The sequence below is a fragment of the Amycolatopsis sp. NPDC033938 genome (assembly GCF_055575975.1).
Genome location: NZ_JBVIRO010000011.1, coordinates 130,033 through 155,562 on the forward strand (window position 1 = coordinate 130,033; position 25,530 = coordinate 155,562).

Sequence of the window (25,530 nt, forward strand, 5' to 3'; positions counted from 1 at the left end):
GGCTACTGCCCGGTCCGCTTGCGCGTGGTCCGGGGTTTCGGCGGCTCCTCCGCCTCGGGTGGTGTCTGCTCCTGGTGCCCGCCGGCCCCCTCACGGAGTTCGGCGACCGACGGCACCGCCGGAGTCCGCCCGGACGGCGGCGGCGGAGGTGCCGGGGGTGTCGGCTCCGGCATGAGCTGCGGTGTGGGCGGCGCCGGTGGATTCGGATCGAACGAAGACGGTGAACCGTCCCGGCCGATCGGCCCGGCGATCCGGACGACCTCCTGCAGGTGGTCGTCGAGTTCGTCGATGGCCCGCTGGACACGCGAGCTGAAGAAGCCCGGAGGCAGCGACGCGCGGAAGTTGCCCGGCACGTCCCCGTTCGGGCCGCCGGTGTTCTGCCGGGGAAGGTTCGTCACGATCCGCTGCAATCGCCTCGCGATCTGGATGAACGACGTGCCGACGCCTTCCTTGCCCGCCGACTCGATCAGCTTGCCGCCCTCGAAGGTGGCGAACTCCCGGACCCAGCGCAGCAGCCCGCCGAGCGACATGGTCCCGCCGTCCGGATCGGGGACGCGGAGCACTTCGAGGTCCTCCTGCTGGATGAACACCGACCGCAGCATCGCGACGACTTCGTCGACCTGGGACGCAGTCGCGGCCAGCAGCTGGGAGAGCGCGACCACCGCGGGGCCGAAGAACGGCTGACCGCCGGCAGGCTGCGAGAACGGGTCGATCTTGTCGCGTGCGTCCTGCCAGCCCCGGAACAACGAGACCACCCAATCCACCAGTGTGATGAAGGAGGTCTGGATCCGTTCCTCCTCGATCGTGTTGACCTTGCCCGAGACCAGGCCGAACTCGTCCCGCAGTCGGCCGAGGTGCCCTTCCGTCCGGTCCCCGCCGCCGACGGCGAGACCACCGTTCCCGAGCAGCAGCAGGAAGAGCTGATCGACCCGGGCCACGCGGATCAGCCGGCTCTCCAGCTCCTGCCGGATCTGTTCGAGATCGTGCCGGACCAGCGCCCGGAAGCTCTCGGCGTTCTCCGGATCCGCGTCCGTCCTCAGTGGACGGAGCGAGCCGAGCAGCGCCAGCGCGTCCTTGACCGCGCTCCGTGCCCTCGCCGCGAGGGAAGCCTGCCCGCCGGTGACGTCGCCGAGATCGGCTTGGATCGCGTAGCCGCGCGGGGTCCACCGGGCCTCGGTGTGCCCTTGGACCTCTTTCAGTTCGAAGCTGCCGGTCAGCGCCGCCACGAACCCCTTCGTGTCACCCTCGCGCCACTTCCAGCCGAGCATGTCGCTGATCGTCTGTTCGGCGAGTGCGCCGGGTGCCGCCGCCTGAGGTGGGTGCTGCCCGGTCGACAGCGGATACGCGCTGTCGATGTCCTGTGCGCGCGGCAAGGTCGCGCCGCGGTCGTCGTTGATCGTCATCGGGTCGCCCCACATCCCTTGAATTCGGCCAGTTCCACTGCTTCACGCCAGCACCGCACCATCACGTCCTCCGCCGAGGACAAGGCAGCGGCGCAGTGGTCCACGCCGGCGTGGAAGCTCTTCGCCCAGCCCCGCCATTCCTGTTCTCGTCCGTGCACCGCGCGCAGCAGCCCGGAAACCGCGTGATGCGAACGGCACTGTCCGTCCACCCGCCGCCGCAGCTTCAGCAGCGACGACGCCGTGGTGTGCAACGCCTCGGCGCTCACGGGCCCCTGCGTCGCGCGCGTCGCCGCTTCGACCTCGCCGGTGCCATCGAGGACGACTTCGGCGAGGTGATCCGCCGCGGCGAGTCCGACGCCGACGGGTCTGTCCTCGGCGACGCTGATCTCCAGTGCCCGCCAGCACGCCGCCACCAGGTTCACTTCCTTGCCCAGCTGGGAGAATTCGGTGCGGAGGGTCATCTCGACCTCCTGCCTAGCTCTTCCATGAAGAAGCCGAACAGCCGCTTCGGCGGAGCCATCCGCTCTTCGAGCGCGAACCGGACCGCGCCGATCAGGAACCGCTCCGGCACCACACCCGGGGACACGCCGTCGGCCAGTCTTTCCGCGGCTTCCTCGATCATCGCCTGTTCCTTGGTCTCGAACCGCAGCACCTTCGCCAGAGCGCGATGACCCAACGAGGGGTACGAGGTGAAGCACATCGCGTCCACCACCACCGGGATCGCCTTGTCCGCGGTCTTCAGCAACGACGGCGGCGCGTTGACCAGCTTCGCCCTCGGGTACAGCTTCCGCCACATCGCCGCATACGACTCCGCGTGCCGGGTGAAACCCATGCGGCGCAACAACTCCACCGATATCCTGGCGCGGAGGTACGGCACCGGGTGCACCGCGCGCGGTGAGAACCCCGTCGTTTCGAGTCCGGTACGCCCGATGACGTCGAACAGCGAACCGACCACCGCCGGACCGCCCAGCAACAGCGCGGACAGATCGGCGAAGGTCTCCCGGTTCCACCTGACCCAGATACCGGTCACCTCTCGCGGCACCCCCGCCTCGACGAGTCTCGCCGCCACCTGCAACGGGATCGCCCTGGCGAGGCCGAGGTCGTTCTGCAGGTTGTGGCTCACCTCGTGCAGCACCGCGCCGAGCGTCCACGGGTTCACCAGCCGGTGGTACGGAAGCTGGATCAGCGGGAACGGATTGAGCCGGTTTCCCAGTCGTCGCAACGGAATCCCGCGACGCGAGGTAGCCGGGCCGGAGCCGGTGCGCAGGTAGCAGAACGGCGGCGGGGTCGGGATCGACCGCCAGTGCCCGACCCCGAGGTAGGCGTACTGGTAGCAGTCGAGCGCCACCCTGTCGCAGGCCACCAGCCACGGGGCGAACGCGCCCTGCCGCTGGTTGAACAGGTCGAGATAGAAGTCCCAGACCTGTTCGGTGGTCTTGACCCAGCGCTGTGCCCGCGACTTCGCCCGCAACAGCCGGGCGAGTTCGGGCTGTCCCGGTCTTGCGGCCGCCTCTTCGGCCGCCCGGCGAGCCGAGCGGGTGGCGGTGAACAACGGCCCACGCAAGGTCGCCATCATCCGGTTGACCGCCGCGAGGTGGGCCCGGCTCGGGCCGGTCGCCGGGTCGCCGAACTCCGACCACCGAAACGGCCTCAGCGCGTCCAGATGCCGCTCCACGTTGGTGGCCTGGGAAAGGAGCCAAGCCGTCAGCTCGCCGTCTCCGGATGGCCTCGCCCGCCGGGATCCGGTGGACGAGGCCGCTTCACCGGATGCCGCGGGCGGTGCCTCAGCGGCGGCGCGCACGGCCGCGCGCCTTGCCACGCCTGGCGGCACCCGCCCGGGACCGCGACTGTGCCCGGCGCCCGCCACGGGCGGCCGGACGGTGGCGGCGCTGCTGGGGACGACCGCGGCGGCGCTGCTGGTTCCGGCGGTTCGCGGGTGCGTTCTGCACACTGTCCACGGTGTGGCCGACCAGCCTGCGCGTGACATAGCGGGCGTTGATCGGGCGGCCGTCGGCGTACCGGCGGCCGACGTCGCGCGCGGTGCGCCCGATGATCTTCGGGATATGCCGGACGGCGCGCCGGGTCGCCGGGTTCCGCCACAGCTTGCGGCCGAGGTTGACCGCGCCGCGGATCAGCTGCGGACCGTGCTTGATGATCTTCGGCACCGCCCACTTCGCCGCCTGGAACGCCAGCGGGGCGAGCGCGCCGAGAAAGGCCTCCGCTTCGTCTTCGGTCTCCGCGTTCTCGGCCTGGAAAGCCAGCTGCGCCATCATCTCGGCGTCGCTGTAGTACCGCCGGGCCGGATGCGCGAAGTCCTCGCCTTCGGACTCCAGTTCGAACTCGTCCTCGAGTTCCCGCACGACGGCCTCGAACTCGGACTCGAATTCGTCCTCGTCCTCGTACTCGCCGTAGACCTCGTCCTCCAGCTCGTCTTCGAGCTCCTGGGCCAGCCCGCCGAGCTCGTCTTCGAACTCGTCCTCGTCTTCGAATTCGCCTGCCAGTTCGTCCTCGAGTTCGTTTGCGAACTCGGCTTCGAGTTCACGGCTCAGCTCGTCTTCCAGCTCGCCGTCCACTGCCGCATAGCCACGGCTCATAACCGTTCTCCTCTGCTCCGGTGAAAATCCGCGATCGCCGGCGCGGTGCGTCGGTGAGCACGGAACCGACACTGCCCGCGCACCGGGGGACACCGGTAGTCACACGTTCTTGTGTGACATGAATGAACTAGTTCGTCCTTGTCACACAAACCGACGATGCGCTTTTCCTGTCGGAGGGGTTTGCTAGAGAGGGAGGGAAACCAAGAGGGGGGAGGCCGGTCTATGTCCACGAGCCCGGCGGTGGGATTTCCTGCGGTACCGATACGCGATCTCGCGCGGCAGCGGATGAAGGTCGTTTCGGACGACGAAACCGTGCGAAGCCTGGCGAGATCACTCGTCCGGCGGGTCACGGAACTGTGTGACGGCGACGCCGCGATGCGGAGACCGTTGCTCGATCTCACCGAGCACGGTGTCAGATGCCTGCTCGTACCGGTGACACCGGAAGCGCACGACCTGCTCAGCCCGCGCGAGCACGAAGTGGCGCGCATGGTGAGCCGGGGTTACACGAACAAGCAGATCGCCGGCGTACTGGAAATCAGCCTGAACACGGTTTCCGCGCATATGCGGCGGATCTTCACCAAATTGGGGGTCGGTTCCCGCGCGGCGATGGTGGCCGCGCTGACCAAGGAGAACCTCGCCGCCGTCTGAGCGGGCTGGGTTGGTCGTAAGTGGCGATTCGTGTTCTGGCCAAGGGTGTTTCAGGTATCTACGGTGGAGGGCCCGGCCGCCCGTCACGAGCCTCGGCAGCAGCACCTGTCACACCGGCTGCGCGTGAAGGTCCCCTTCCCTCGGCTCAGCCGAGGGAAGGAGTCCTTCACGCGCCACGATTGTGACTGGTGGTGTCGTTGATGCTGGTGGTGATGAGTCGAGCGTGTCCATGAAGGAATCGGGACGCTGACTGTCCCAATTCCTTCATGGACACAAGGGGATCGCGCCGGTTCCGTAGTTGATCAAGGGCACGTCACTCAGGTCCGCCTGAGGTGACTGTTGTGGCCTGCTGCCTTGTTCACGTACCGAGGGAAGGGGGCCTTCACGCGCGAAACGCGGCCGGTCAGCCGAGCGCGGCGCGTAGGCGCCGCTCCCGCTCGTCCGGGGTCTGCCGGGGGCAGCTGGTGCACTTCGGGTTCCCCGCCTCGTAGATCAGGCAGCAGGACGCACGGCGCACCACGGTGTTCCGCCCGACTCGCGAGAACCGTGGCTCCGGCATCCCGAGTCCGATCGCGGCCACGAGCGGCGCCGCCAGCTCGATCGCCCGTGCGGTGTCGCCGGTCCAGAGCAGGCGGTTGCCGATCGAATCCGTCGCGATCGCGCCCAGCGCGCGCGGATTCGCCCCGGTGACCGCCGAGATGGTGCCGATCGCCGCGCCCAGCGTTCCGGCGAACGCCTCGCCGAGTTCGGCGAGACCGCCGGAAAGGACCCGTGACGAACGAGCCCCGGTGAAGCGGCCGTCCGGCACGAGGTCGATGGTCACGGCGTCGAGCGAAGGATCCAGCGGCTCACCACGCACGAGAGACTCGACGGAAGGAGCGACGAGGACCGAGGACAGCGAGTACCACCAGATCGTGCCGAGGACCTCGGGCCGCGAGCAGCCGTAGAGTTTCGCGGCGCCGCCGATGCGGGCGCTGACCCAGGCGGCGTCGGCGAGCAGGGTCGCGGGTGCCTCCATCAGCGCACCGGCCGGTACAGCGTGACGCTGAACGAGGTGGTGACATCCACCGGCTCGGTGATCGCGTCGAGCCGTTCGCGGCGGCCGTCGCGGTGGAGGTGATGCGCGCTCGGGCCCATCTCGACGACCTGCCGGAGCTGGGCGGGCGACAACGTCACCCGCTGGGTGACTTCGCGTCGGTCGACTCTGCCGAAACGGTCGCCGAGGGTTTCTTCCAGTCGCGCGTCCTTGCCGCCGTCGACGGAGATCACCAGGTCGCCCAGCTCACGGAGATGCCCGGGGTTCGGCGTGGCGACGACCAACAGCCCGTCCGAGGTCAAGACGCGGTGGAACTGCTCCGCGTTGCGGGGCGCGAAGACGTTGAGGATCAGTGACGCGCTCGAGTCGGCCACCGGCCAGGGCTCCCACAGATTCCACACGGCCGCGCCCGCGCGCGCGTGCGCGCGAGCGGCCCGGCGCAGCGCGACGGCGGAGACGTCCAGCGCCAGTCCGTACGCGGCGGGGACGGCGTCGAGCACGTGCGCGAGGTAGTAGCCCGTGCCCGCGCCGGCGTCGATGATCAGCCCGCTCTCGACGTGCTCCGCGGCGGCCTTCGCGAGGGCCTCGGCGAGGGGGAGATAGGCGCCCGAAGAGAGGAGGTCGACGCGAGCCGCGACCATCGGGGCAGTGTCCGCCGTGCCAGCCGGGATACGCGCGTGCAGAAGGTTGACGTAACCCTGCTTCGCCACGTCGAACGAGTGACCGCGCCCACAACGCACCGTGCGACCGGTTACCCCGACCGGGTCACCGCAGACCGAGCACAGCAGCGACCGGACGATCTCTGGTGGCAGTGGGTCATTGCCGGGGTCGTGGGTGCTCATGGGGATATTCGACCATGAGGTTTCGCAACCGGACAGAACGCACCAGGTCTCCGGAAACCTGGACGTAACAACGCCGCGCCGACAGTTCACGCGGGTGAAACACCAATCGCCGCCCGAGGAAACACCGCGGACCAAAAATTCCTGCGCAGTACACCCCAGGCACGGGAGGAAGATTGTGCTGAACGCAGGAGATACGGCATGGGTATTGATCAGCGCCGCGCTGGTCATGCTCATGACACCAGGACTCGCGTTCTTCTATGGCGGTATGGTCCGCGCGAAGAGCGTCCTGAACATGCTGATGATGAACTTCATCGCGCTGGCCGTGGTCGGTGTCCTCTGGACGCTGTACGGCTTCACGATGGCGTTCGGCAACGACGTGGGCGGCGGTCTGCTCGGTAACTTCGACTTCGCCGGTCTCTCGAACATCTCCGGCAAGCTCGCCGGGTTCGCCACGGCCGCGACCAGCACCGCGCCCGAGGTCGCCTGGCCCGGCGCGGACGCGCTGCCGCTGTTCGCCTTCGTGATGTTCCAGCTGATGTTCGCGATCATCACGCCCGCACTGATCTCCGGTGCCATCGCCGACCGCGCCAAGTTCTGGGGCTGGACGCTGTTCGTCGCGATCTGGGTGACCATCGTGTACTTCCCGGTCGCGCACTGGGTGTTCTCGTTCAACGGTTTCGTCGGTGCCGACGCGGTCGGCGGCTGGATCGCCAACCAGCTCAAGGCGCTCGACTTCGCGGGCGGTACGGCGGTCCACATCAACGCCGGTGCGGCGGGCCTCGCGCTCGCGATCGTGCTCGGGAAGCGCAAGGGCTGGCCCAAGGGCACGGGACGTCCGCACAATGTGCCCTTCGTCCTGCTGGGTGCTTCGCTCCTGTGGTTCGGCTGGTACGGCTTCAACGCCGGTTCGTCGCTGGCCGCCAACGACCTCGCCGCCGTCGCGTTCACCAACACCACCGTCGCGACCGCGGCCGCGGTGCTCGGCTGGCTGATCGTCGAGCAGATCAAGGTCGGCAAGCCGACCACCCTCGGCGCCGCCTCCGGTGCCGTCGCGGGTCTCGTCGCGATCACCCCGGCGGCCGGGTTCGTCAGCCCGCTGGGTGCCATCGCGATCGGCGTCATCGCCGGTGCCCTGTGCGCCCTCGCGATCAGCCTCAAGTTCCGCTTCGGTTTCGACGACTCCCTCGACGTCGTCGGCGTCCACCTCGTCGGTGGTCTCGTCGGTACGCTGCTCATCGGCTTCTTCGGCACCACCAGCGTCAACTCGCTCGGCGTCGACGGCCTCTTCTACGGCGGCGGGCTCGGCCAGCTGGGCAAGCAGGCCGCGGCGGCGGGAGCGGTCCTCGTGTACTCGTTCGTGCTCACCTTCATCATCGGCTGGGTGATCAAGAAGCTCGGCGGGTTCCGCGTCAGCGCGGAGGACGAGGTCAGTGGTATCGATGAGGCGCAGCACGCGGAGAGCGCGTACGACTTCACCGGTTCGGGCGGCGGCCTCGGCCAGCCGAGCTCCATCCCGGTCAAGTCGTCCACCGGCAACGCGGCCACGAAACTCGAGGAGAGCAAGGCATGAAGCTGATCACCGCGATCGTCAAGCCGTTCACGCTCGACGACGTCCGTTCCGCGCTGGAACAGCTGGGTGTGCTCGGCATGACGGTCAGCGAGGTCCAGGGCTACGGCAGGCAGAAGGGCCACACCGAGGTCTACCGGGGTGCGGAGTACTCCGTGGACTTCGTGGCGAAGCTGCGTTTGGAGGTCGTCACCGACGACTCCAACGTGGAGAAGGTCCTCGAAGCGATCACCACCGCCGCCCACACCGGCAAGATCGGCGACGGGAAGATCTGGGTGACGCCGGTCGAGACGGTCATCCGGGTACGGACCGGCGAACGCGGCTCGGACGCCCTTTGACGCTCGGCGTGCCGCGGAGTCTTGGAATTGACCAGAACGGCGCTTCGCCCGAAGGGCTCGCTAACGCGAGGCGGGTCGCCGTACAGCTGAAGGTGAGGGTTACATGCCAACGAGCGACCCGGCTACGCGTTCGCGATCGCGCCATCCGATGAACGCAGCTCTATAGGCGTCACGGATGGCCGACGGGGGTGAACTGGTCAAGGCCACCGAGCGATTGCTCGAGGGCAGGCACGGGAGGCTAGGGGCGGCCGCGTTGCGGGCGGCCCTGGTCGACCTCTACGAATTCTGGTTGGGCAAGGGCGCCGCGGCGGCCGGCGTCGACACCGCTGATCCCGGTGTCGCGCTGGCCGCCGTTGGCGGCCTCGGGCGCAGTGAGCTGGTGCCCTTCTCCGACCTCGACCTGCTGTTGCTGCACAACGGCAACGGTGAGGTCGGCAAGATCGCCGACGCGATCTGGTACCCGTTGTGGGACGCCAAGATCGGCCTCGACCACTCGGTCCGCACGCCGGGTGAGGCGCTGAAGGTGGCGTCCGAGGATCTGCGGACCGCGATGGGGCTGCTCGACATCCGGCATATCGCCGGGGACGCCGAGATCACCGCCAGACTGGCGGCCGCGGCAAGGGATCAGTGGCGGCGGACGGCGAGGAAACGGGTCGGCGAACTGTCGGACTCGGTGCATCAGCGCTGGGCCCGCAGTGGCGAGATCGCGCAGTCCGCCGAACCTGATCTCAAGCACGGCCGAGGCGGGCTTCGCGACTTCGCCGTCCTGGAGGCGATGGCCGCGGCGCAGCTGACCGCGAGGCCCGGTGAGGAACTGCTCGCGGCCAAGGGGCTCCTGCTCGACGTCCGGACGGAGTTACGCCGGGAATTGCGCCGGGAGCGGGACATCCTCAGCGCGCCGGAAGCCGAGACGGTGGCGGGTGAACTCGGGTTCGGTGACCGGTTCACCTTGGCGCGCAAGCTTTCCGGCGTGGGGCGGACGATCGCCTACGCGGTCGACGTGGCGCTTCGGTCCACTGTGGAACCGCCAAAGGCGCGGTTCGGGCGGCGACCGTCACGGACACCGCTCGACGAAGGCGTTGTCCTGCACGGAAACGAGGTCGCGCTGGCGCGGGACGCGGTGCCAGCCAAGGATCCGGCGCTGCTGCTGCGGGTCGCCGCGGCGTCGGCCCGGATCCGCAAGCCCATCGCGCACGGCACCCTGCGTGCGCTCGCCGAGACGGCGCCGGAACTGCGCGCGCCGTGGCCGGCCGACGCCCTCAAGGCGCTGGTGGAGATGCTCGGCGCGGGCGAAGGCCTGATCGACGCCGTCGAGGCGCTCGACCGGACAGGACTGTGGGCGCGGCTGTTCCCCGAATGGGGGTCGGTGCGGGATCTCCCGCCGAGGTCGCCGGTGCACGCGTGGACCGTCGACCGGCATCTCGTCCGGGCCGCGGTGGAAGCGTCGAAACTGACGACCACCGTTTCGCGGCCGGACCTGCTGCTGATCGGCGCGCTGCTGCACGACATCGGCAAGGGCCGCGACGCGGACCACTCCGAACTCGGCGCGAAGATCAGTGCGCAGGTGGCGGCCCGGCTCGGGCTCTCGGAAGCGGATGCCGCGCTGGTCTCGGCGATGGTGCGGCATCACCTGCTGCTGCCGCACACCGCGACGCGGCGGGACATCAGCGATCCGGCCACGATCCAGCGGGTGACGAAGACGCTCGACGACAACCTGGTCCTGCTGGAGTTGCTGCACGCGCTGACGACGGCCGATTCGCTGGCCACCGGACCGGGCGTGTGGACCGACTGGAAGGCCCGGTTGCTCGCCGAACTCGTGTCCGGTTGCGAAGAGGCGTTGCACGGCAAGGGTTTCGTACCGCCGGAGCCGATGGGCGCCGAGCAGCGGGAACTCGTCGCCGAGGCCGTCGCTTCCGGCCGCGGCGAGGTGCGGATCACCGCCGCGGGCAAGGTCGTGACCGTGGTGCTCGCGGTCCCGGCCCGTGCGGAACTGCTGGCGCCCGCCGCCGGAGTGCTCGCGCTGAACTCCCTGGAGGTGCACGCGGCGGTGCTGCGCGGGCACGACGGGGGCCGGGCGGGCGTGTTCACGGCGTCGCCGAAGTTCGGCTCGCTGCCCGACGTCACGTTGCTGCGGGAGCAGTTCGCGCGGGCGGTGGCCGGGACGCTGCCGCTCACCCAGCGGCTCGCGGCCAAGGAACGGGACTACGGCGGTGGTGAGACGCCGCCGGCCGGAGCGAAGGTGATCTGGTTCGACGACGAGACCAGCGGACAGGACACGGTCGTGGTCGAACTGCGGGCCGCGAACCGGATCGGGCTGCTGTACCGGGTCGCGGGCGCGCTGCGGCGGTGCGAGGCCGAGGTGCGCTGGGCGAAGGTGGCCACGCTCGGTGGCGCGGTGGTCGACTCGTTCGCCGTCGCGCCCAGGACCGGCCGGGTCGACCAGGCCTGGCGGTCGAAGATCGAGGCGGCGTTGCTGTCGGCCGCTTCCTGACCCAGAAGCGCGTGAAGGCCCCCTTCCCTCGGCTCAGCCGAGGAAAGGGGGCCTTCACGCGCTGGATCGGGGTGTCGCGCGGGTGGCGGACGGTAGCGGTGGCAGGATGTTCGCGGTCGGGACCCGAAGGATCCGGAGGGGCGGTGAGCGCGTGCTGGGGCACGAGCAGAACGCACCCGGACCGCAGCGGCTCACGCTGCCGCCGACGGTCGTCGCCTCTCACCTCCGTGGCTGCGCGGACGACCTGGCCGCTTCCTTGACCGCGTCGGGCACCGCCGCGACCGTGCCCGAACTGCTCCAGGTGGTCGAGCACCTCGTCGCCGGGCAACAGGCCTTGGCCACCGCGCTCGAAGGTATGGCCGTCCGGGTCGAAGGGGGCGGTGAGGGCGCGTTGGCCGCCGCTCCCCAGGTGGACGTCGAGGTGGTCGCGGAAGTACTCCGAGCGGCCGCCACCGCTGTCGGCTGTTCGGCCGACGCGCTCGCCGAAGCACGTCCGTCATTCGAATGTGTGAGCGAATCAGTAGCCCCTGACACCCGTTTGTAGCTGTCCCGCCGCTTCGGGCCCTGGATACGCTGACCAGGCGGAGGTGGGCCATGCGGGCGGTGTGGAAAGGCACGATCGGCTTCGGGACGTACGCCATTCCGGTGAAGGCGTACAGCGCGACCGAGGAGCACAACCTCCCCCTCCACCAGGTGCACGAGCCTGACGGCGGCCGGGTGCGGGTGAAGTGGGTCTGCGAGGTGGACGGCGCCGAGGTCCCGCCGAACGAAATCGGCAAAGGCCACCCCGTCCCCGGTGGTGACGTGGTTCTGCTGACCAGCGCCGACTTCGCCTCCTTGATCGCGCCGACCACTCAATCGATGGACGTCGTCGGTTTCACGCCCGCCGAGCAGGTCGACCCGACGTACTTCGCGCGCAGTTACTACCTCGAACCGGAGCCGGCGGGCACCAAGCCGTACGTGCTGCTGAGCGAGGCGTTGCAGCAGTCCGGCCGGATCGCGATCGTGAAGGTGACCCTGCGGCAGCGCGAGACGCTGGGCGCGCTGCGCGTACGGGACCAGGTGATCGTGCTCGAGACGATGCTGTGGCCGGACGAGATCCGGCGGCCCGACTTCCCGTTCCTGCACGAGGACGTCGACCTGCGGCGCGGGGAACTGCGGAACGCGGTCTCGCTCATCGAGGACCTCACGCAGGACTTCGAGCCCGGCCGGTACACCGACCGATACCGGGAAGCGCTGGAAGCGCTCATCCAAGCCAAACTCGACGGTGACGACGTCCTCCAGCCCACCGCCGCCGAGCAGGCGGAAGGCGTGACGCGGCTGCTGGCGGCGCTGCAGCGAAGCGCTGTCGAAGCCGACAGTGATCCGGTCGGGAAAGCCAAGGAAGCGTCGGGCAAGGCGCACGAAGCGCGGACGCGCGCGAAGAAGGCTTCGGCCAAGACCAAATCGCGCGCCAAGACCAGTTGAGTAGTTCTACCCAGGGACAGTTGAGGGTCTTCACGCTGCCGTGACCCCACGGTGACCGGGCATGGTTATGCCATCGCGCGGCGACCGCGCGGGGATACGAATCGCCTGGTACTGGGGGTCCGGCGAGCCGATTTCCCGCGAACCTCGCCAAGTGTGCTTACGGTCGGCTCGCGGGGAGGCGAGCCTTCCGTAGGGGCTCCGATACCGGCTTGCGAGGGGCGGCCGGTCTCGGAGCCCTTCTTTTGCCGGAAGCCTGCTTCAGAGTCGTTTGGCGGCGCGGAACGCCTTGGCGTAGGTGCCTTCGCCGTCGATCAGCGACACACCACCGGCGTCACCGAACGTCGGCCCGTTGGCGACCTTGCGGCTGGACAGCACCCGCCGCCTCCCGTCGCCGTCGATGCCGAGGTAGATCCCGGTGTGCGACACCTGCGGCCCGAGGTTCGGCTCCAGATTGAAGAAGAGGATGTCGCCGGGCTGCAGCGCCGAGTAGTCCGTGGCCTGTTTCTTGGTGTCCGCGATGACCTGCGTCCCGGGACCGAGTTCGGACATCGCCCAGGCGCGTCGAGGTAGTCCCGGCCCCTTCGTGTTGCTGCCGAGCATCGGGTAGCCCGCGCGGTAGCCGTAGACCATCCGCACGAAACCGGAGCAGTCGAGCGAACCGAACCGTGCCGGTTCCGCTTTCTCGTGCTTGTCGGGGAAATCCCAGTCGACGCCGAGGTAGTCGTAGAAGTCCGACTTCTCAAGCCGTCCTTCGGCGCTGTCGGGACCGAAGCTGGCGTCGCCCCCTATCCGGAGCTTCTTGGCCATCTGAGGCGCCGAGCCGTCGGTGTACTGGAGCGCGATGGCGAGGAGGTCCGGAGAGGTGTCGCCGACGGCCTTGGGCAGCCAGTCGCGGAACCACGGTTCCTTCTCCGCGCCCTCTTTCCAGGCCTGCGGCGCGAACCGGATCCAGGCCGACGAGGTGACCGTGACCGTGGTGAACCTCGGTTCGGTGAAGGTCCGGCTCCGGCCGGTCAGCATGACCGTGCGCGAGCCGTCGGTGAACGACGCCAGCTGGGTGCCGGCGGAATCGCGGACGATGGTCCGGCCGGGGGCGGCGAGCCGCTCGTACGAATATTCGCCGGTCGCCGCGGCACCCGGCGTGACCAAGGACGCCGACATGGCGGTGATGTCCTGCTTTTCCTGCGTCGCGACGTAGACCGCGGCGGTCCCGGACACGCCGATGACCGCGGCCAGTACGCCGATCCGGATCGCCCTGCGCATCGCTGCCCTCACACCTCGGGGACCAGGCCGACCAGCACTCCGCTGATCAGGATCGCGTAACAGCCGAGGCTCACCCCTCCGGTGGCGAGGACGGTCGCCGCCGGCGGCTGCCGGACCAGCTGGTAGGCCACCAGGCCGGGCACCACGAAACCCAGGGTCTGGTGCACGAACAACAGCGGGAAGTCGGCCTGGAGGAACAGCAGCAAGGTCGTCTGCAGCACGACCCCGAGCAGCACGACCGCGGCGAACAGTCTTTTGCCGTACAGGATCACCACGCGCTGCAGGACTTTCGTGCCCGCGTAGGTCAGCGCGGTCATCAGCACGATGATCGCCGCCCGCCGGAAGTCCTCGACGATGGTCAAGGCGATCCAGCCGGGGGTGATCATGCCGCCGGGCGACAGGTTCGTGGTCAGGTAGCAGACCAGTGACAACAGCAGCCCGATGGCGAGGCCGATGGTGGCGACCTCGGGGGAGAGGGACGTGGTGAGCATCAGGAGGCGACCGCTTCCAGTTTGGCGAGTTCGTCGATGAGGAGTTCGCCTTGACCGTGGATGTTGCCGATGGCGACCAGCGACGCCTGCCGGTCGATACCGCCGACGATCTTGCGCAGCAGCTCCTCGGGCGGCCGTGAGCCACCGAGGTCGAGGACCCGGTCCTGCCATTCGCTCGGGATCGCGTTCCGCGCGCTGCGCGTCGGGTCGCCGATCAGCACCACCCGTTCCGGCGCGATCCGCGGGATCAGCGCGCCCATCTGGCCGTTGCGCTCGACCCGGTCTGGGCGGCAGTTGATGATCACGTGGAGCGGATCGGCGATCGCGCCCTGCGCGCGGAGCTGGTCGATGTTCATCAGTGTCGATTCGGGGTCGTTCGCGGCGAAGACGTTCGCGAAGCGGAGCCTCCGCCGTCCCGCGCGGTAGTGGTGGACCTGGAGGACGCCGGGGTCGGGCGGTGCGGCCCACATGCCTTCGAGCGCCAGCCGCCGGTTGACCTTGAGCAGGTCGGCGACGGCCAGCGCGATGGCGACGTTCTCCTTGAACGTGATCCAGCTGAACCCGCGCATCTCCTCGTCGGTGACCGTTTCGGGGTCGACGGCGATCAGACGGCAGTTCCGCTTGTCCGCCTCTTCCTGGAGGATCGCCAGCCGGTCCTTCTCCGCGGTGAGGCAGATCCCGCCGATCGGCATCGAGCGGCTCAGCGAGCGCGCCACGTCGTCCAGCGTCGGGCCCATCTCGGCGAGGTGGTCCTCGCGGACGTTGCAGAGCACGCCGATGGTGGACCGGATCAGCTTGCTCTGGTTGATCTCCTGGAGATCCGGCATCACGGCCATGCATTCGATCACCAGCGCGTCCGGCCGGTACGCGGCGGCGCGGCGCACGATGCCGATCTGCTCGACGACGTTGGCGATGCCGAACTTGCGGTAGACCGGCTCTTCGCTGCCGTCGGGGTGGATGAACCGGGCCGCGGTGCCGGTGGTCTTCGCGGTCGTCACCAGCCCGCCGCCGCGGAGCGCGCCCGCGCAGAGCCGGGTGATCGACGACTTCCCGCGGATGCCGTTGACCAGCACCCGCGTCGGGATGCTGTGCAGGTTCCGGTAGTGATTGCGTTGCTCGGCGATCCCGGCGGCCAGCATCGCCGCCGACGCGGTGAGCAGCACGAGGTAAAGAAACGTCACTTCGGGCTCCGGCCCCGTTCGGCCAGGTGTGGTTGCCGGCCTTCGCCCGGCCCCCGCTGCCGCCGTGGCGCCCGGGGCTGTTCCGGCCGGGGTTCGTCGCGGGCGACCCGGGGGAGGTCGCGGCGCGGTCGCGCCGGACGACGGGGCGCGACCCGGGGTTCCGGCCGCCGTTCGGTCTCGGGCGCGTCCTTCACCCGCTGGAGCAGCGCGGTCTCGTCGGTCGCCGCGCCGGCCGGACGGCGGACCTCGCCGAGGCGTGCCTTGCCCTCGGTCAAGGCCTGGCGGCAGATCTCGACGCAGGAGGCGATACTGCCGATCTCGTCCTGGCGCTGCGGATAGACCACGGCACCCATCCCGACGCCCTTGGCGATCGGCACGGCGGATTCCGCGACGCGGCGCAGCGGCCGGATGACGACCAGCAGATGCCAGGCGAACAACATCAGCGCGACGACGGCGGTGAGGAGCGCGGCCACGCGGGCACCCGCCCGCACGGTGTTGTCCGCGACGCCGAGCGAGCCGATCGGCTGCTCGGCGACGACGACCCACTTCAGCTCGGCCACGCTGCCCTCGTCGGCGAGGCGCTCCGCCGCGACCAGGGTCGTCGGCGTCGTCTCACGGGCGTCCTCACCGGTCTGCGCGGTGGTGACGTTCTTGACCAAGACGGGATCGGTGAGCTGAGAGAAGGCGAAGTAGCCCTCGGTGTCGGCGATGGTGCGCTTGCCCTCGTCGACCACGCGGACCCGCCCGCCCGCCGAGCCGAGCATCGAAGCCATCCGGGGCACGTCGTATTCGCCGACCAGGACCTGTGCCGAATCCGGCAGACGCGTGAAGGCGTAGACCACGGGCACCCGGCCACTGGTGTTGTGCTGGCGCAGGCCCGCGCCGTCGGGCAGCTTGCCCGGATCGCGCAGTGCCTCACGCCCGGCGGACTGGAGCACCCCGCCGTCGGCGTCGGTCAGGTAGACGCTGCGGAACCGGCTTTCGTTCATGGCGAGCTGCTCGAGCATGCCGCGCAGCTGATCCGGTTGTTTGCCAGCGCTGAGCCTCGCGACGGCCCGCAGGTCGCCGAGGCCCTGGGAGAGGCTTCGGCGGAGAGTGTCGGCGGAGTGCGTGACGCGGCCGTGGTACTCGCTCAGCACGGTGGGCGAGACGGCGGCGTTCTGGCGGCCGAGGGTCGCGGCGACGGTGACCGACCAGCCGAGCAGCGCCAAGGAAACGAGCGCGACGACGGCCTGTGCGGAGATGAACGGCTTGACCTTGGCGCCGATCTTGCGCCGCCTGAGCTTCGACCGGTATCGCTCGACGGCACGGGTCAGCCGGTTCACCTCATGGACGCGGGATTGGCGGACCGGCCGGTCGAGCACCCCCGCCGCGACGGCGAGCGCGTCGGCGCGCAGGCGCAGGATCGGCGCGACGACCGTGCGCCGCAGCAGCACGAAACCGCCGATGGCGAGAACCAGCAGCGCGGCCGCCGGGATCAGGCCCGGCCAGCGCGCGGGTACCGGTTCGACCGGGTAGCGGCTGATGGTGACGGCGGTCAGCCCGAGACTGCCTGCGGTGCCGTCGGAGGTGATGGGGGCGAAGGACACGACCGGCGCGATCCGCCGGTCGGGTTTGGCAGGCTCGGCCGCGGCGTCACCGGTGAAGACGCCCGACTCCCCGGCCGCCCCGGCGGAGGTGGCGCGGGTGAGGAGTTCCTGTGCCGTCCGGTCGGTCTCGGGTACTTCGGCGCCGTAGGAATACAGCAGCGCACCGTCCGGGGTGACCAGCCGGATCTGCTGTTTGGCGTCCTTGTCGAGCTCCGGCTGGACTCCGCGCAGCGCGGTCGAGACGACGAGGAGCTTGCCGGCGCGGGCACCGGAGAGCGGGAGCGCCGTGAGGACGAGCGGGGAGTCGCCGGGCCGGGCGATCGGGCGGACCGTGAGGTTCGAGACGGCGACGTCGCGGAGGTTCTCGACGGCCACCGGTTCGCCGTGCGTGGCCAGGACCTTCCGGGCGGCGGGGTCGAAGACGACGATGCCGCGCCAGTCCGGGTAGGTCTCGCCGAGCCGGTTGAGGACGGCGTCGTCATCGGCGTTGTCGAACACCCCGGAACCGGTACTGACCTGCAGGTCGCTGGCGGCGGTGGTGGCGGAGGTGGCCAGGGCTTGCGCGAGGGCGACGGTCGCGCGCCGCTGGCCCTCGGTGACCTCGTCCGGGACGAGGTCACCGGATTTCCCGCCGATCGCCGAAAGCGGACCGGAGGTGGACAGATAAAGGGCGGTGAAGGCGGTGATCAGCAACAGCAGGACGAAACCCGTGGCGGACGCCACTCCCACGCCACGCGGAAAGCCCGCCTCGGGGATCTGATCGCGAAGCCGCGTCACCGGGTCGAGCTGGTCCTTCTGCCGATTCACCTGGCCCCCAGGCCTTTCAGTTCGAAGATCGGGGGTGATCGCGGCCCTGGTCGGCCACTAGCGCAACCCGCACCCAATCGGGTTACACGCGGATATCAAATTTGCCCTCAGTGACGTTACAACTCACCTCAAAGGGGCCAAAGCGCGGATAAGGCTACCTATTCGGGTGAGCCAGTAGGCTTCGGGTGGTGATCAGCCGAAAACGGATGTTGCTGAGTGTGACCGGTATCGCCGTCGCACTGGCCTTGGTGTTGACCTTCGTGCTGATCCTTGGTGACGACGAGTCACCCAAGCCCGTTCCGGCGCCGGACGGCAGCCTGCGTTCCCTGGTCGCCGGATTCACCTCGCAGCTGTCCGCCGAGCAGGATTACCGTTCGCCGAAAGCCGACGAACGTCGGGAAGCGGCGGCCGGTTTCACCACCCTGCTGGACGCCGGGCACACGACGCCGTCCGATCTCGAGAAGCTCGGGTTTTCGGTGCGGGACGGGGTGGACGCGGACACCGGGCGGCCGTACACGATCGCGACGAACGAGTCCGGCACCGAGCGGGCGTGGGGGATGTACCTGATCGACCGCTCCGCGCCGCCGTCACTGGTCATCGAGGTTCCGCATCCGGCGTCGGACCTGCGGACGGAGTTGTTCGGCCTCGACTACTTCCAGCGGGTGCCGGGCGCGGTCCTGCTGATCGCGGGCGCGCACCGGAAGGCCGACGACGGCCACGCCGACGTCGCGCATGAAGTGGACTCCGTGTTCCACGTCGTGGCGGCGTCCCTCGCCGGACGCGGGATGACACAGGTACAGCTGCACGGCTTCGACGACCAGAACATGCCGGACGACGACATCGTGCTGTCGCCGGGCATGTCGGCGGCCGGGGATCCCGTCCGGCGCGCCGCGGACCGGCTCGCCGGCGGCGGGTTCTCCGTTTGCCGGGCGTGGGTTTCGTCGTGCGGCGCGCTGGAAGGGATGAAGAACGTCCAGGGCAAGGCCGCGGCCGAGGAAGGCACGGCCTTCTTGCACGTGGAGATGAGCCGTACCGTCCGCGAGTCCGGCACCGCCCGCGCCGACGTGATCCGGGCCCTCACCGAAGCCGACCTTCGCAAGCCCTGAGCCGCGGGCGGCCGCAACCGCGTCAAACGCCTGCCCCGCACACCGACTACCCTGGAAAGCCGCCGGTCCGTACCGGCTCGCCACAAACGACCCAGCTGGAGCGTGCACACCCGTGTTCGACACCCTCTCCGATCGGCTCACGTCCGCCCTGCAGACCCTGTCGCGCAAGGGCAGGCTCTCCGACGCCGACATCGACGCCACCGCGCGTGAGATCCGGATCGCGCTGCTCGAAGCGGATGTCGCGCTGTCGGTGGTCAAGGACTTCATCGCCCGCATCAAGGAGCGCGCCAAGGGCGCCGAGGTGCACGGCGCGCTGAACCCGGCGCAGCAGGTCATCAAGATCGTCAACGAGGAACTCGTCACCATCCTCGGCGGCGAGACCAGGCGGCTCACGTTCGCGAAGAACCCGCCGACGGTCATCATGCTCGCGGGTCTGCAGGGTGCCGGTAAGACGACGCTCGCGGGCAAGCTCGCGCTGTGGCTGAAGAAGCAGGGACACGCGCCGATGCTGGTCGCCTGTGACCTCCAGCGCCCCAACGCGGTCACGCAGCTGCAGGTCGTCGGCGAGCGGGCCGGGGTCACCACGTTCGCGCCCGAGCCCGGCAACGGCGTCGGCGACCCGGTCGACGTCGCCCGCCGCGCCATCGACGAGGCCAAACGCGCCCAGCACGACATCGTCCTCGTTGACACCGCCGGCCGTCTCGGTGTCGACGAAGAGCTGATGAAGCAGGCCGCGGACATCCGCGACGCCGTGTCGCCGGACGAGACGCTGTTCGTCGTCGACGCGATGATCGGTCAGGACGCGGTCACCACGGCCGAAGCGTTCCGCGACGGCGTCGGGTTCAGCGGCGTCGTGCTCACCAAGCTCGACGGTGACGCCCGCGGTGGTGCCGCGCTCTCGGTCCGCCAGGTCACCGGCCAGCCGATCCTGTTCGCGTCGAACGGTGAGAAGCTGGAGGACTTCGACCTCTTCCACCCGGACCGGATGGCCAGCCGGATCCTCGGCATGGGCGACGTGCTCAGCCTCATCGAGCAGGCCGAGCAGCACTTCGACCAGGAGAAGGCCGAGCAGACCGCGGCCAAGCTCGGCAGCGGCCAGCTCACCCTGGAGGACTTCCTCGAGCAGATGCTCGCGGTCCGCAAGATGGGCCCGATCGGCAACCTGCTCGGCATGCTGCCCGGCGCCGGGCAGATGAAGGACCAGCTCGCGCAGGTCGACGACAAGCATCTCGACAAGCTGCAGGCGATCATCCGCGGGATGACCCCCGCCGAACGCGACGACCCGAAGATGATCAACGCTTCGCGCCGTCTGCGGATCGCGAAGGGTTCCGGCGTCGCCGTCCGCGACGTCAACGAACTGGTCAACCGGTTCTTCGAGGCGCGCAAGATGATGGCGCAGATGGCGGGCCGCTTCGGCTTCGGCGGTGGAGGCGGCAGCAAGAACCGCAAGGGCAAGAAGGGGAAGAAGGGCAAGGGGCGCGGTCCGACGCAGCCCAAGGTCCGTGGCGGCTTCCCCGGTGGCATGCCGATGCTGCCCCCGGGCGGCATGCCCGGCGGTCCCGGTGGCGGGATGCCCGACCTTTCCCAGCTCGGCGGGATGAACGACGTACCGGGCTTCGACCCCAAGAAGTTCAAGTTCCCGAAGGACAAATAGGCCGTGGAGGCGCTGCACCTGGCGGGCGTCGTCCTGCCGGACGGCGACCACCGCGAGCTGTGGATCACCGGCGGCCGGCTCACGAGTGAACCGGTCGCCGGAGCGGAAACCGTTGTCCGGGAAGGCTTTCTCGTACCCGGGCTGGTCGACGCGCATTGCCATCCCGGGATCGGGGTCGGCGGCGCGACCACGCTCGAAGAGGCCACCGAGCAGGCGATCACCGATCGCGACGCCGGAACCCTGCTGATCCGCGACTGTGGGCTGCCGATCGACGTCCGGCCGTTGCAGGAACGCGCGGACCTGCCGCGGATCATCCGCGCCGGACGGCATCTGGCCCTGCGCAAGCGCTACATCCCCGGTCTCGGCATCGAACTCGATGACCCTTCGGAACTGCCGAGGGCGGTCGCCGAGCAGGCCCGCGACGGAGACGGCTGGGTCAAGCTCGTCGGCGACTGGATCGACCGCGGTGCCGGCGATCTCGCCCCGCTCTGGCCCGACGACGTCCTCGCCGAGGCCATCGCCGTCGCGCACGCCGAGGGCGCCAAGGTGACGGCGCACGTATTCGGCCAGGCCGCGTTGCCCGGCTTGATCGACGCGGGCATCGACTGTCTGGAGCACGGCACCGAGCTTTCGGCGGACCAGCTGGGTGTCCTCGCCGAACGCGGTATCGCGCTCGTACCGACGCTGATCAACATCGAGAACTTCCCCGGAATCGCCGACATGGCCGGCAAATACCCGGTGTACGCCGACCACATGCGGGCACTGCACGCCGGCGTGGGGGAGATGGTGTCGACGGCGATCGAGGCGGGCGTGCGGGTGTACGCCGGAAGCGACGCGGGCGGCATGGTCGAACACGGCAGGCTCGTCGACGAGATCGAGGCACTCCACAAGGCGGGCATGTCCACCGAACAGGCGCTGGCTTCGGCTTCGTGGGCGGCCCGCGAATGGCTTGGCGTGCCAGGGATCGTCGACGGCGCTTCGGCCGATCTGCTGGTCTACCCGTCCGATCCGCGTGAGGATCTCGCGGTGCTGCGGCATCCGAGCCACATCGTCCTGCGTGGCAAGATCTACGCGTAGCTGAAGGGGACTTTCCCCGCATCTCACGAGGTGAAGGACGCTCTACCCCCATCGCATGCGGGGAAAGCGTCCTTCAGCTCCCTGACCCGACTCCACCCGTGACCGGAGCGGCACTTAGCGTGGAGGCGTGGTGGACGACGACGGTCAGGCTCGCGAGCGTCTGGTACTCGGAGCGCACTGGGGATTCGTAGCGTTCTTCGCGGGCATCGCCGGATACCACCTCGTCACCCTCGTCATGAGCTTCCTGATGTCGGGCCGCTTCGGCGGCTACGACCCCCTCGAACTCCGTGACGTCGGCCCGCTGCTGATCCTCGCGTTCCTGCCCACCCTCGTGCTCGGCCTCGGTCCCGTCGCCGGTTCCCGGGTCTGGGGACAGGGATTCCGCGCGGACTTCGGGCTCAAACCCACTTGGCGTGACGTCCGGATCGGGCTCGCCTGCGGGGCGGCCGCGCTCGCCGCCGGCTACCTCCTCAACCTGCTCCTGCTCGCCGTCTACGGGACCGACAGCACCGACAGGACCATTTCCGACGTCTCACCCAGCCCGATCACCGAACTGTCCGGCACCACCGGAGGCGACACCGTCTGGCTGGTGGTGGCCGCGGCCATCGTCGTCTTCGCCGCCCCGGTCACCGAAGAACTGCTCTTCCGCGGCACGCTCTGGAACGCGATGGGCTTCCACCGGTTGCCCTCGTGGGTGATCCTGCTGGTCACCGCGCTGATGTTCGCCCAGCTGCACGGGGAGGCCGCGCGCACGATCGCGCTGTTCGGCCAGGGCATCGCCATCGGCCTCGCCCGCTACCTTTCCGGCCGGGTGAGCGCGGCCGTCATCGCGCACGCGGCCAACAACCTCCCACCGGCGGTATTGCTCTTCAGCGGAGGAGTGATCGCCCCTCCGGGCGGCTAGAGTCTGTGAGTAACCGAACGATCACCGGAGGATCGGCGTGACCGTATCTCAGCCAAGGGAGCCGATCCCCGAGGCAGCGCCGCCGGACGAGCTGACTGCCGGAGGTGAGGTGGCCGCGCCCGACACGCCACCGCCGCATCGTTGGGGGTTCGGGGCCTTTCTCCTGGTGGAGGCCGTCCTGCTCGCTTCGGCGGCGTTCATCAGCGTCCTGCTCGGCGACGTCCAGCCCGGCCAGCCGCTGCCGATGCGCATGGTGCTGCTGGGCACCATGCTGCCGACGATGATCGCCGCCGGGGTCGCGCTGCTGATCACCCGCCTCCGCGGCAACGGCCCGTTCCTCGATCTGCGGATCGGCTGGAGCTGGGCCGACGTGAAGATCGGGCTCAAACTCGGCGTGCTCGGACTCGGGTTCACCTCGCTCGCCGCCTACGTCTGGACGCAGATCGTCGGCGACGCGAACGCGACCTCGGCGATCAGCGCGCTCGTCGAAGACCGGCGGATGTCGGTGTCGGCAGCCGTCGTCATGTTCATCTACCTGTGGCTGGTCGGGCCGATCTGCGAGGAGATCATCTATCGCGGTCTGCTCTGGGGCGCCGTCGAACGACTGCAGTGGCGCACCGAGCGCTGGGGGCGGATCGCGGCGTTCCTGGTCTCGACGGCCGTTTTCGCGGCGAGTCATCTCGAACCGCTGCGCACCACGCTGCTACTGGTGATCGCGATCCCGATCGGGCTGGCGAGGGTGTTCACCGGACGGCTGCTCGGCAGCGTGGTCGCCCACCAGGTGAACAACTTCCTCCCGGCCGTGACGATCCTGCTCGCCTCACTCGGGATAGCCGCGTTCTGACCGCCGGTCGGCGTCTGGCAGAATGTACGCTTGCCTGCTTTGGCCGGACCCTCTCACCGCGCCTGAGCTTCGGACCTTCGGGTGCGCGCGGCCGTTCCCCACACGGCTGGCGTGCGCCTTCCACCTGCATCAGAGAGAACTGAGGAGTACCCACACCCGTGGCCGTCAAGATCAAGCTGCAGCGTCTCGGCAAGATCCGTGCGCCGTACTACCGCATCATCGTCGCCGACGCGCGCACTCGCCGTGATGGCAAGGCCATCGAGACGATCGGCAAGTACCACCCGAAGGAAGAGCCGAGCTTCATCGAGGTGGACACCGAGCGTGCCCAGCACTGGCTGTCCGTCGGCGCCCAGCCGACCGAGCCGGTCCAGCGCATCCTCGAGATCACCGGTGACTGGCAGAAGTTCAAGGGCCTCCCGGGCGCCGAAGGCACCCTGAAGGTCGCCGAGCCGAAGCCGTCGAAGCAGGACCTCTTCAACGCCGCGCTCGCCGCCGCCGGTGACGCTCCCTCCACCGAGGCCACCACGCCGAAGAAGAAGTCCGCCCCGAAGAAGGCCGAAGCCGACAAGGCGGAGGCCGCCGAGGGTGACAAGGCCGAGGCGTGAGCTTCCTCGCTGACTCCCTCGAACACCTGGTGCGCGGGATCGTCGACAACCCGGACGAGGTCCGGGTCGAGCTGCTGACCACGCGTCGTGGCCGCACGCTCGAGGTGCATGTGCACCCCGACGATCTCGGCAAGGTGATCGGCCGGGGCGGTCGCACGGCGACCGCCTTGCGCACCGTCATGGGCGGCATCGGTGGCCGCGGCGTCCGCGTGGACGTCGTCGACACCGATCGCTGACCGGGGAACCAACGGGATGGACGTCGTAGTCGGCCGGATCGCCAAGGCGCACGGAATCCGCGGTGAACTCGCGGTGGACGTGCGCACGGACTCGCCGGAACAGCGGTTCGCGGTCGGTTCGGTCGTCACGACGAAGCTGCGTGACGGCAGCAGCAGAGACCTCACCATCGCAGCCGCCCGCGAACACAGCGGGCGGCTGCTGGTGCGTTTCGAAGAGGTGCTGACCAGGGATGTCGCGGAGACCCTCCGCGGCGCCCTGCTGATCGCCGACACCTCGACGCTGCCGCCGACCGAAGACCCCGACGAGTTCTACGACCACGAACTCGAAGGCCTGCGGGCCGAACTCGCCGACGGCACGGTCATCGGCAAGGTGCTCGAAGTCGTGCACTCGCCGGCCGGGGAACTGCTGTCGATCGAACACGACGGACGTGAGGTGCTCGTGCCGTTCGTGAAGGCGATCGTCCCGGCGGTCGACGTCGCGGGCGGCCGTGTGGTCCTCGACCCGCCGGAAGGCCTGCTGGACGCCTGATGCGCCTCGACGTCGTCACGATCTTCCCCGAATACCTCGATCCGCTCCGCGCCGCGCTGCTCGGGCGCGCGATCGACCGCGGCCTCATCGAGGTCGGCGTCCACGACCTGCGGGACTGGACGCACGACGTCCACCGCGCGGTCGACGACGCACCGTACGGCGGCGGGCCCGGCATGGTGATGAAACCGCAGATCTGGGGCCCCGCCCTGGACGACGTCTGCGGCGAGAACACCCGCCTCGTGGTCCCCACCCCCGCCGGACGGCCGTTCACGCAGGCCATGGCGCACCAGTACGCCGCGGAAGAGCACCTGGTGTTCGCGTGCGGCCGTTACGAGGGCATCGACCAGCGGGTGATCGACGACGCCGCGCGGCGGATGCCCGTCGACGAGGTCTCGATCGGCGACTACGTACTGGTCGGCGGCGAGGCCGCGGTGCTGGTGATGGTCGAGGCCGTCGTCCGGCTGCTGCCCGGAGTGCTCGGGAACGCCCGCTCCGCCGAGGAGGACTCGTTCTCCGACGGCCTCCTCGAAGGCCCCAGCTACACGCGGCCGGAGGTCTGGCGGGACCTGGCCGTACCGGACGTCCTGCGTTCCGGCAACCACGCGCTGATCGACCGCTGGCGCCGTGACCAGGCGCTGGAGCGGACCGTGCGGCGCAGGCCGGAACTCATCGGCCAGTTGCCGGAAGGTAGTCTCGACAAGCACGATCTCAAGGTCCTCGAACGGTTGGACGAGGACACCGGCCAGGCCGGGTCAAGCACCTGAGTCCCGGTCTGCAATACTTGACAGGTTGGCGTGAGCAGACGCGCGAATTTTTACACCGGCCAGTGTCCGTTGTAAAAGCCGCGAGGTCCGCCGG

General features: G+C 69.3%; 25 protein-coding genes. 15 read left to right on the forward strand and 10 right to left on the reverse strand.

Annotated features, from left to right (window positions below; all coding sequences use genetic code 11):
* Positions 1-2 precede the first annotated feature (2 nt).
* The 4 genes from ACZ5ZX_RS25960 to ACZ5ZX_RS25975 are packed head-to-tail and all read right to left on the reverse strand — an operon-like array spanning position 3 to position 3,997.
* The gene (locus tag ACZ5ZX_RS25960; protein WP_465504582.1) at positions 3-1,403 is read right to left on the reverse strand and encodes a hypothetical protein; all 1,401 of its coding nucleotides are present in this window, start codon (positions 1,401-1,403) and stop codon (positions 3-5) included.
* On the reverse strand, positions 1,400-1,864 hold the full coding sequence (locus ACZ5ZX_RS25965) for a hypothetical protein (protein ID WP_465504583.1): 465 nt from the start codon (positions 1,862-1,864) through the stop codon (positions 1,400-1,402). The genes ACZ5ZX_RS25960 and ACZ5ZX_RS25965 overlap by 4 nt, the downstream gene beginning before the upstream one ends.
* The gene (locus tag ACZ5ZX_RS25970) at positions 1,861-3,204 is read right to left on the reverse strand and encodes a hypothetical protein (protein WP_465504584.1); all 1,344 of its coding nucleotides are present in this window, start codon (positions 3,202-3,204) and stop codon (positions 1,861-1,863) included. The genes ACZ5ZX_RS25965 and ACZ5ZX_RS25970 overlap by 4 nt, the downstream gene beginning before the upstream one ends.
* Positions 3,188-3,997, reverse strand: coding sequence for a hypothetical protein (locus tag ACZ5ZX_RS25975; protein ID WP_465504585.1), 810 nt, complete (start codon positions 3,995-3,997; stop codon positions 3,188-3,190). The genes ACZ5ZX_RS25970 and ACZ5ZX_RS25975 overlap by 17 nt, the downstream gene beginning before the upstream one ends.
* A gap of 222 nt (positions 3,998-4,219) precedes the next feature.
* Between ACZ5ZX_RS25975 and ACZ5ZX_RS25980 the strand changes: the two genes are divergently transcribed.
* A complete protein-coding gene (locus ACZ5ZX_RS25980; RefSeq protein WP_465504586.1) occupies positions 4,220-4,645 on the forward strand; it encodes a response regulator transcription factor in 426 nt (141 codons plus the stop codon).
* A gap of 403 nt (positions 4,646-5,048) precedes the next feature.
* Here the strand turns inward: ACZ5ZX_RS25980 and ACZ5ZX_RS25985 are convergent, their stop codons facing one another.
* Positions 5,049-5,663 carry a (2Fe-2S)-binding protein gene (locus tag ACZ5ZX_RS25985; RefSeq protein WP_465504587.1) on the reverse strand — a complete coding sequence of 205 codons (615 nt, stop codon included), beginning with the start codon at positions 5,661-5,663 and terminating at the stop codon, positions 5,049-5,051.
* Positions 5,663-6,523, reverse strand: a complete 861-nt coding sequence (locus tag ACZ5ZX_RS25990; protein WP_465504588.1) for a putative RNA methyltransferase — start codon at positions 6,521-6,523, stop codon at positions 5,663-5,665. Before ACZ5ZX_RS25990 ends, ACZ5ZX_RS25985 begins: the two co-directional genes overlap by 1 nt.
* Positions 6,524-6,698: 175 nt before the next feature.
* Here ACZ5ZX_RS25990 and ACZ5ZX_RS25995 point away from each other — a divergent pair, with 175 nt between their 5' ends.
* The 5 genes from ACZ5ZX_RS25995 (at position 6,699) to ku (ending at position 12,386) form a co-directional block, all read left to right on the forward strand.
* On the forward strand, positions 6,699-8,093 hold the full coding sequence (locus tag ACZ5ZX_RS25995; RefSeq protein WP_465504589.1) for an ammonium transporter: 1,395 nt from the start codon (positions 6,699-6,701) through the stop codon (positions 8,091-8,093).
* Positions 8,090-8,428 (forward strand): P-II family nitrogen regulator, encoded by a 339-nt coding sequence (locus ACZ5ZX_RS26000; protein ID WP_037303519.1) that lies wholly within the window; start codon positions 8,090-8,092, stop codon positions 8,426-8,428. The genes ACZ5ZX_RS25995 and ACZ5ZX_RS26000 overlap by 4 nt, the downstream gene beginning before the upstream one ends.
* Before the next feature lie 175 nt (positions 8,429-8,603).
* Positions 8,604-10,919, forward strand: coding sequence for a [protein-PII] uridylyltransferase (locus tag ACZ5ZX_RS26005; RefSeq protein ID WP_465504590.1), 2,316 nt, complete (start codon positions 8,604-8,606; stop codon positions 10,917-10,919).
* A 151-nt stretch (positions 10,920-11,070) separates the two neighbouring features.
* Positions 11,071-11,463: a hypothetical protein gene (locus ACZ5ZX_RS26010; protein WP_465504591.1), complete on the forward strand. Its 393-nt coding sequence runs from the start codon at positions 11,071-11,073 to the stop codon at positions 11,461-11,463.
* A gap of 50 nt (positions 11,464-11,513) precedes the next feature.
* Positions 11,514-12,386 (forward strand): non-homologous end joining protein Ku, encoded by an 873-nt coding sequence (gene ku / locus ACZ5ZX_RS26015; RefSeq protein ID WP_465504592.1) that lies wholly within the window; start codon positions 11,514-11,516, stop codon positions 12,384-12,386.
* Positions 12,387-12,644: 258 nt separating this feature from the next.
* Here ku and ACZ5ZX_RS26020 read toward each other — a convergent pair whose 3' ends face one another.
* Genes ACZ5ZX_RS26020 through ACZ5ZX_RS26035 form a run of 4 tightly spaced genes read right to left on the reverse strand, consistent with a single transcriptional unit; the run spans position 12,645 to position 17,717 of the window.
* Positions 12,645-13,649, reverse strand: coding sequence for an NlpC/P60 family protein (locus tag ACZ5ZX_RS26020; protein ID WP_465504593.1), 1,005 nt, complete (start codon positions 13,647-13,649; stop codon positions 12,645-12,647).
* A gap of 8 nt (positions 13,650-13,657) precedes the next feature.
* Positions 13,658-14,140, reverse strand: coding sequence for a poly-gamma-glutamate biosynthesis protein PgsC/CapC (locus ACZ5ZX_RS26025; protein WP_037303515.1), 483 nt, complete (start codon positions 14,138-14,140; stop codon positions 13,658-13,660).
* A complete protein-coding gene (gene pgsB / locus ACZ5ZX_RS26030; RefSeq protein ID WP_037303514.1) occupies positions 14,140-15,321 on the reverse strand; it encodes a poly-gamma-glutamate synthase PgsB in 1,182 nt (393 codons plus the stop codon). Before pgsB ends, ACZ5ZX_RS26025 begins: the two co-directional genes overlap by 1 nt.
* Complete coding sequence (locus ACZ5ZX_RS26035; RefSeq protein ID WP_465504594.1) at positions 15,318-17,717, reverse strand: HAMP domain-containing protein; 2,400 nt, start codon at positions 17,715-17,717, stop codon at positions 15,318-15,320. The genes pgsB and ACZ5ZX_RS26035 overlap by 4 nt, the downstream gene beginning before the upstream one ends.
* Before the next feature lie 188 nt (positions 17,718-17,905).
* Between ACZ5ZX_RS26035 and ACZ5ZX_RS26040 the strand changes: the two genes are divergently transcribed.
* From ACZ5ZX_RS26040 to trmD, 9 genes are all read left to right on the forward strand, one after another.
* The gene (locus ACZ5ZX_RS26040; RefSeq protein WP_465504595.1) at positions 17,906-18,823 is read left to right on the forward strand and encodes a hypothetical protein; all 918 of its coding nucleotides are present in this window, start codon (positions 17,906-17,908) and stop codon (positions 18,821-18,823) included.
* Positions 18,824-18,935: 112 nt separating this feature from the next.
* On the forward strand, positions 18,936-20,477 hold the full coding sequence (ffh, locus tag ACZ5ZX_RS26045) for a signal recognition particle protein (protein ID WP_465504596.1): 1,542 nt from the start codon (positions 18,936-18,938) through the stop codon (positions 20,475-20,477).
* A 3-nt stretch (positions 20,478-20,480) separates the two neighbouring features.
* Entirely contained in the window at positions 20,481-21,554 is a 1,074-nt protein-coding gene (locus ACZ5ZX_RS26050) for an amidohydrolase family protein (RefSeq protein WP_465504597.1), read from the forward strand.
* 127 nt (positions 21,555-21,681) lie between these two features.
* Positions 21,682-22,458 (forward strand): lysostaphin resistance A-like protein, encoded by a 777-nt coding sequence (locus ACZ5ZX_RS26055; RefSeq protein WP_465504598.1) that lies wholly within the window; start codon positions 21,682-21,684, stop codon positions 22,456-22,458.
* Positions 22,459-22,495: 37 nt separating this feature from the next.
* Positions 22,496-23,302 carry a lysostaphin resistance A-like protein gene (locus tag ACZ5ZX_RS26060; protein ID WP_465504599.1) on the forward strand — a complete coding sequence of 269 codons (807 nt, stop codon included), beginning with the start codon at positions 22,496-22,498 and terminating at the stop codon, positions 23,300-23,302.
* Between the two features lie 158 nt (positions 23,303-23,460).
* Positions 23,461-23,907, forward strand: a complete 447-nt coding sequence (rpsP, locus tag ACZ5ZX_RS26065; RefSeq protein ID WP_061984478.1) for a 30S ribosomal protein S16 — start codon at positions 23,461-23,463, stop codon at positions 23,905-23,907.
* The gene (locus ACZ5ZX_RS26070; RefSeq protein ID WP_003103110.1) at positions 23,904-24,143 is read left to right on the forward strand and encodes an RNA-binding protein; all 240 of its coding nucleotides are present in this window, start codon (positions 23,904-23,906) and stop codon (positions 24,141-24,143) included. Before rpsP ends, ACZ5ZX_RS26070 begins: the two co-directional genes overlap by 4 nt.
* A gap of 16 nt (positions 24,144-24,159) precedes the next feature.
* Complete coding sequence (rimM, locus tag ACZ5ZX_RS26075) at positions 24,160-24,672, forward strand: ribosome maturation factor RimM (RefSeq protein WP_465504600.1); 513 nt, start codon at positions 24,160-24,162, stop codon at positions 24,670-24,672.
* Complete coding sequence (gene trmD, locus ACZ5ZX_RS26080; protein ID WP_465504601.1) at positions 24,672-25,436, forward strand: tRNA (guanosine(37)-N1)-methyltransferase TrmD; 765 nt, start codon at positions 24,672-24,674, stop codon at positions 25,434-25,436. Before rimM ends, trmD begins: the two co-directional genes overlap by 1 nt.
* The last annotated feature ends 94 nt before the right edge of the window (positions 25,437-25,530 follow it).

Coding starts and splice junctions, on each gene's coding strand:
- ACZ5ZX_RS25985 (WP_465504587.1), bottom strand. CDS start 5,663: ATGGAGGCACCCGCGACCCTGCTCGCCGACGCCGCCTGGGTCAGCGCC.
- ku (WP_465504592.1), top strand. CDS start 11,514: ATGCGGGCGGTGTGGAAAGGCACGATCGGCTTCGGGACGTACGCCATT.
- ACZ5ZX_RS25975 (WP_465504585.1), bottom strand. CDS start 3,997: ATGAGCCGTGGCTATGCGGCAGTGGACGGCGAGCTGGAAGACGAGCTG.
- ACZ5ZX_RS25980 (WP_465504586.1), top strand. CDS start 4,220: ATGTCCACGAGCCCGGCGGTGGGATTTCCTGCGGTACCGATACGCGAT.
- trmD (WP_465504601.1), top strand. CDS start 24,672: ATGCGCCTCGACGTCGTCACGATCTTCCCCGAATACCTCGATCCGCTC.
- rimM (WP_465504600.1), top strand. CDS start 24,160: ATGGACGTCGTAGTCGGCCGGATCGCCAAGGCGCACGGAATCCGCGGT.
- ACZ5ZX_RS26000 (WP_037303519.1), top strand. CDS start 8,090: ATGAAGCTGATCACCGCGATCGTCAAGCCGTTCACGCTCGACGACGTC.
- ACZ5ZX_RS26025 (WP_037303515.1), bottom strand. CDS start 14,140: ATGCTCACCACGTCCCTCTCCCCCGAGGTCGCCACCATCGGCCTCGCC.
- ACZ5ZX_RS25990 (WP_465504588.1), bottom strand. CDS start 6,523: ATGAGCACCCACGACCCCGGCAATGACCCACTGCCACCAGAGATCGTC.
- ACZ5ZX_RS25965 (WP_465504583.1), bottom strand. CDS start 1,864: ATGACCCTCCGCACCGAATTCTCCCAGCTGGGCAAGGAAGTGAACCTG.
- ACZ5ZX_RS25960 (WP_465504582.1), bottom strand. CDS start 1,403: ATGACGATCAACGACGACCGCGGCGCGACCTTGCCGCGCGCACAGGAC.
- ACZ5ZX_RS26020 (WP_465504593.1), bottom strand. CDS start 13,649: ATGCGCAGGGCGATCCGGATCGGCGTACTGGCCGCGGTCATCGGCGTG.
- ACZ5ZX_RS26005 (WP_465504590.1), top strand. CDS start 8,604: ATGGCCGACGGGGGTGAACTGGTCAAGGCCACCGAGCGATTGCTCGAG.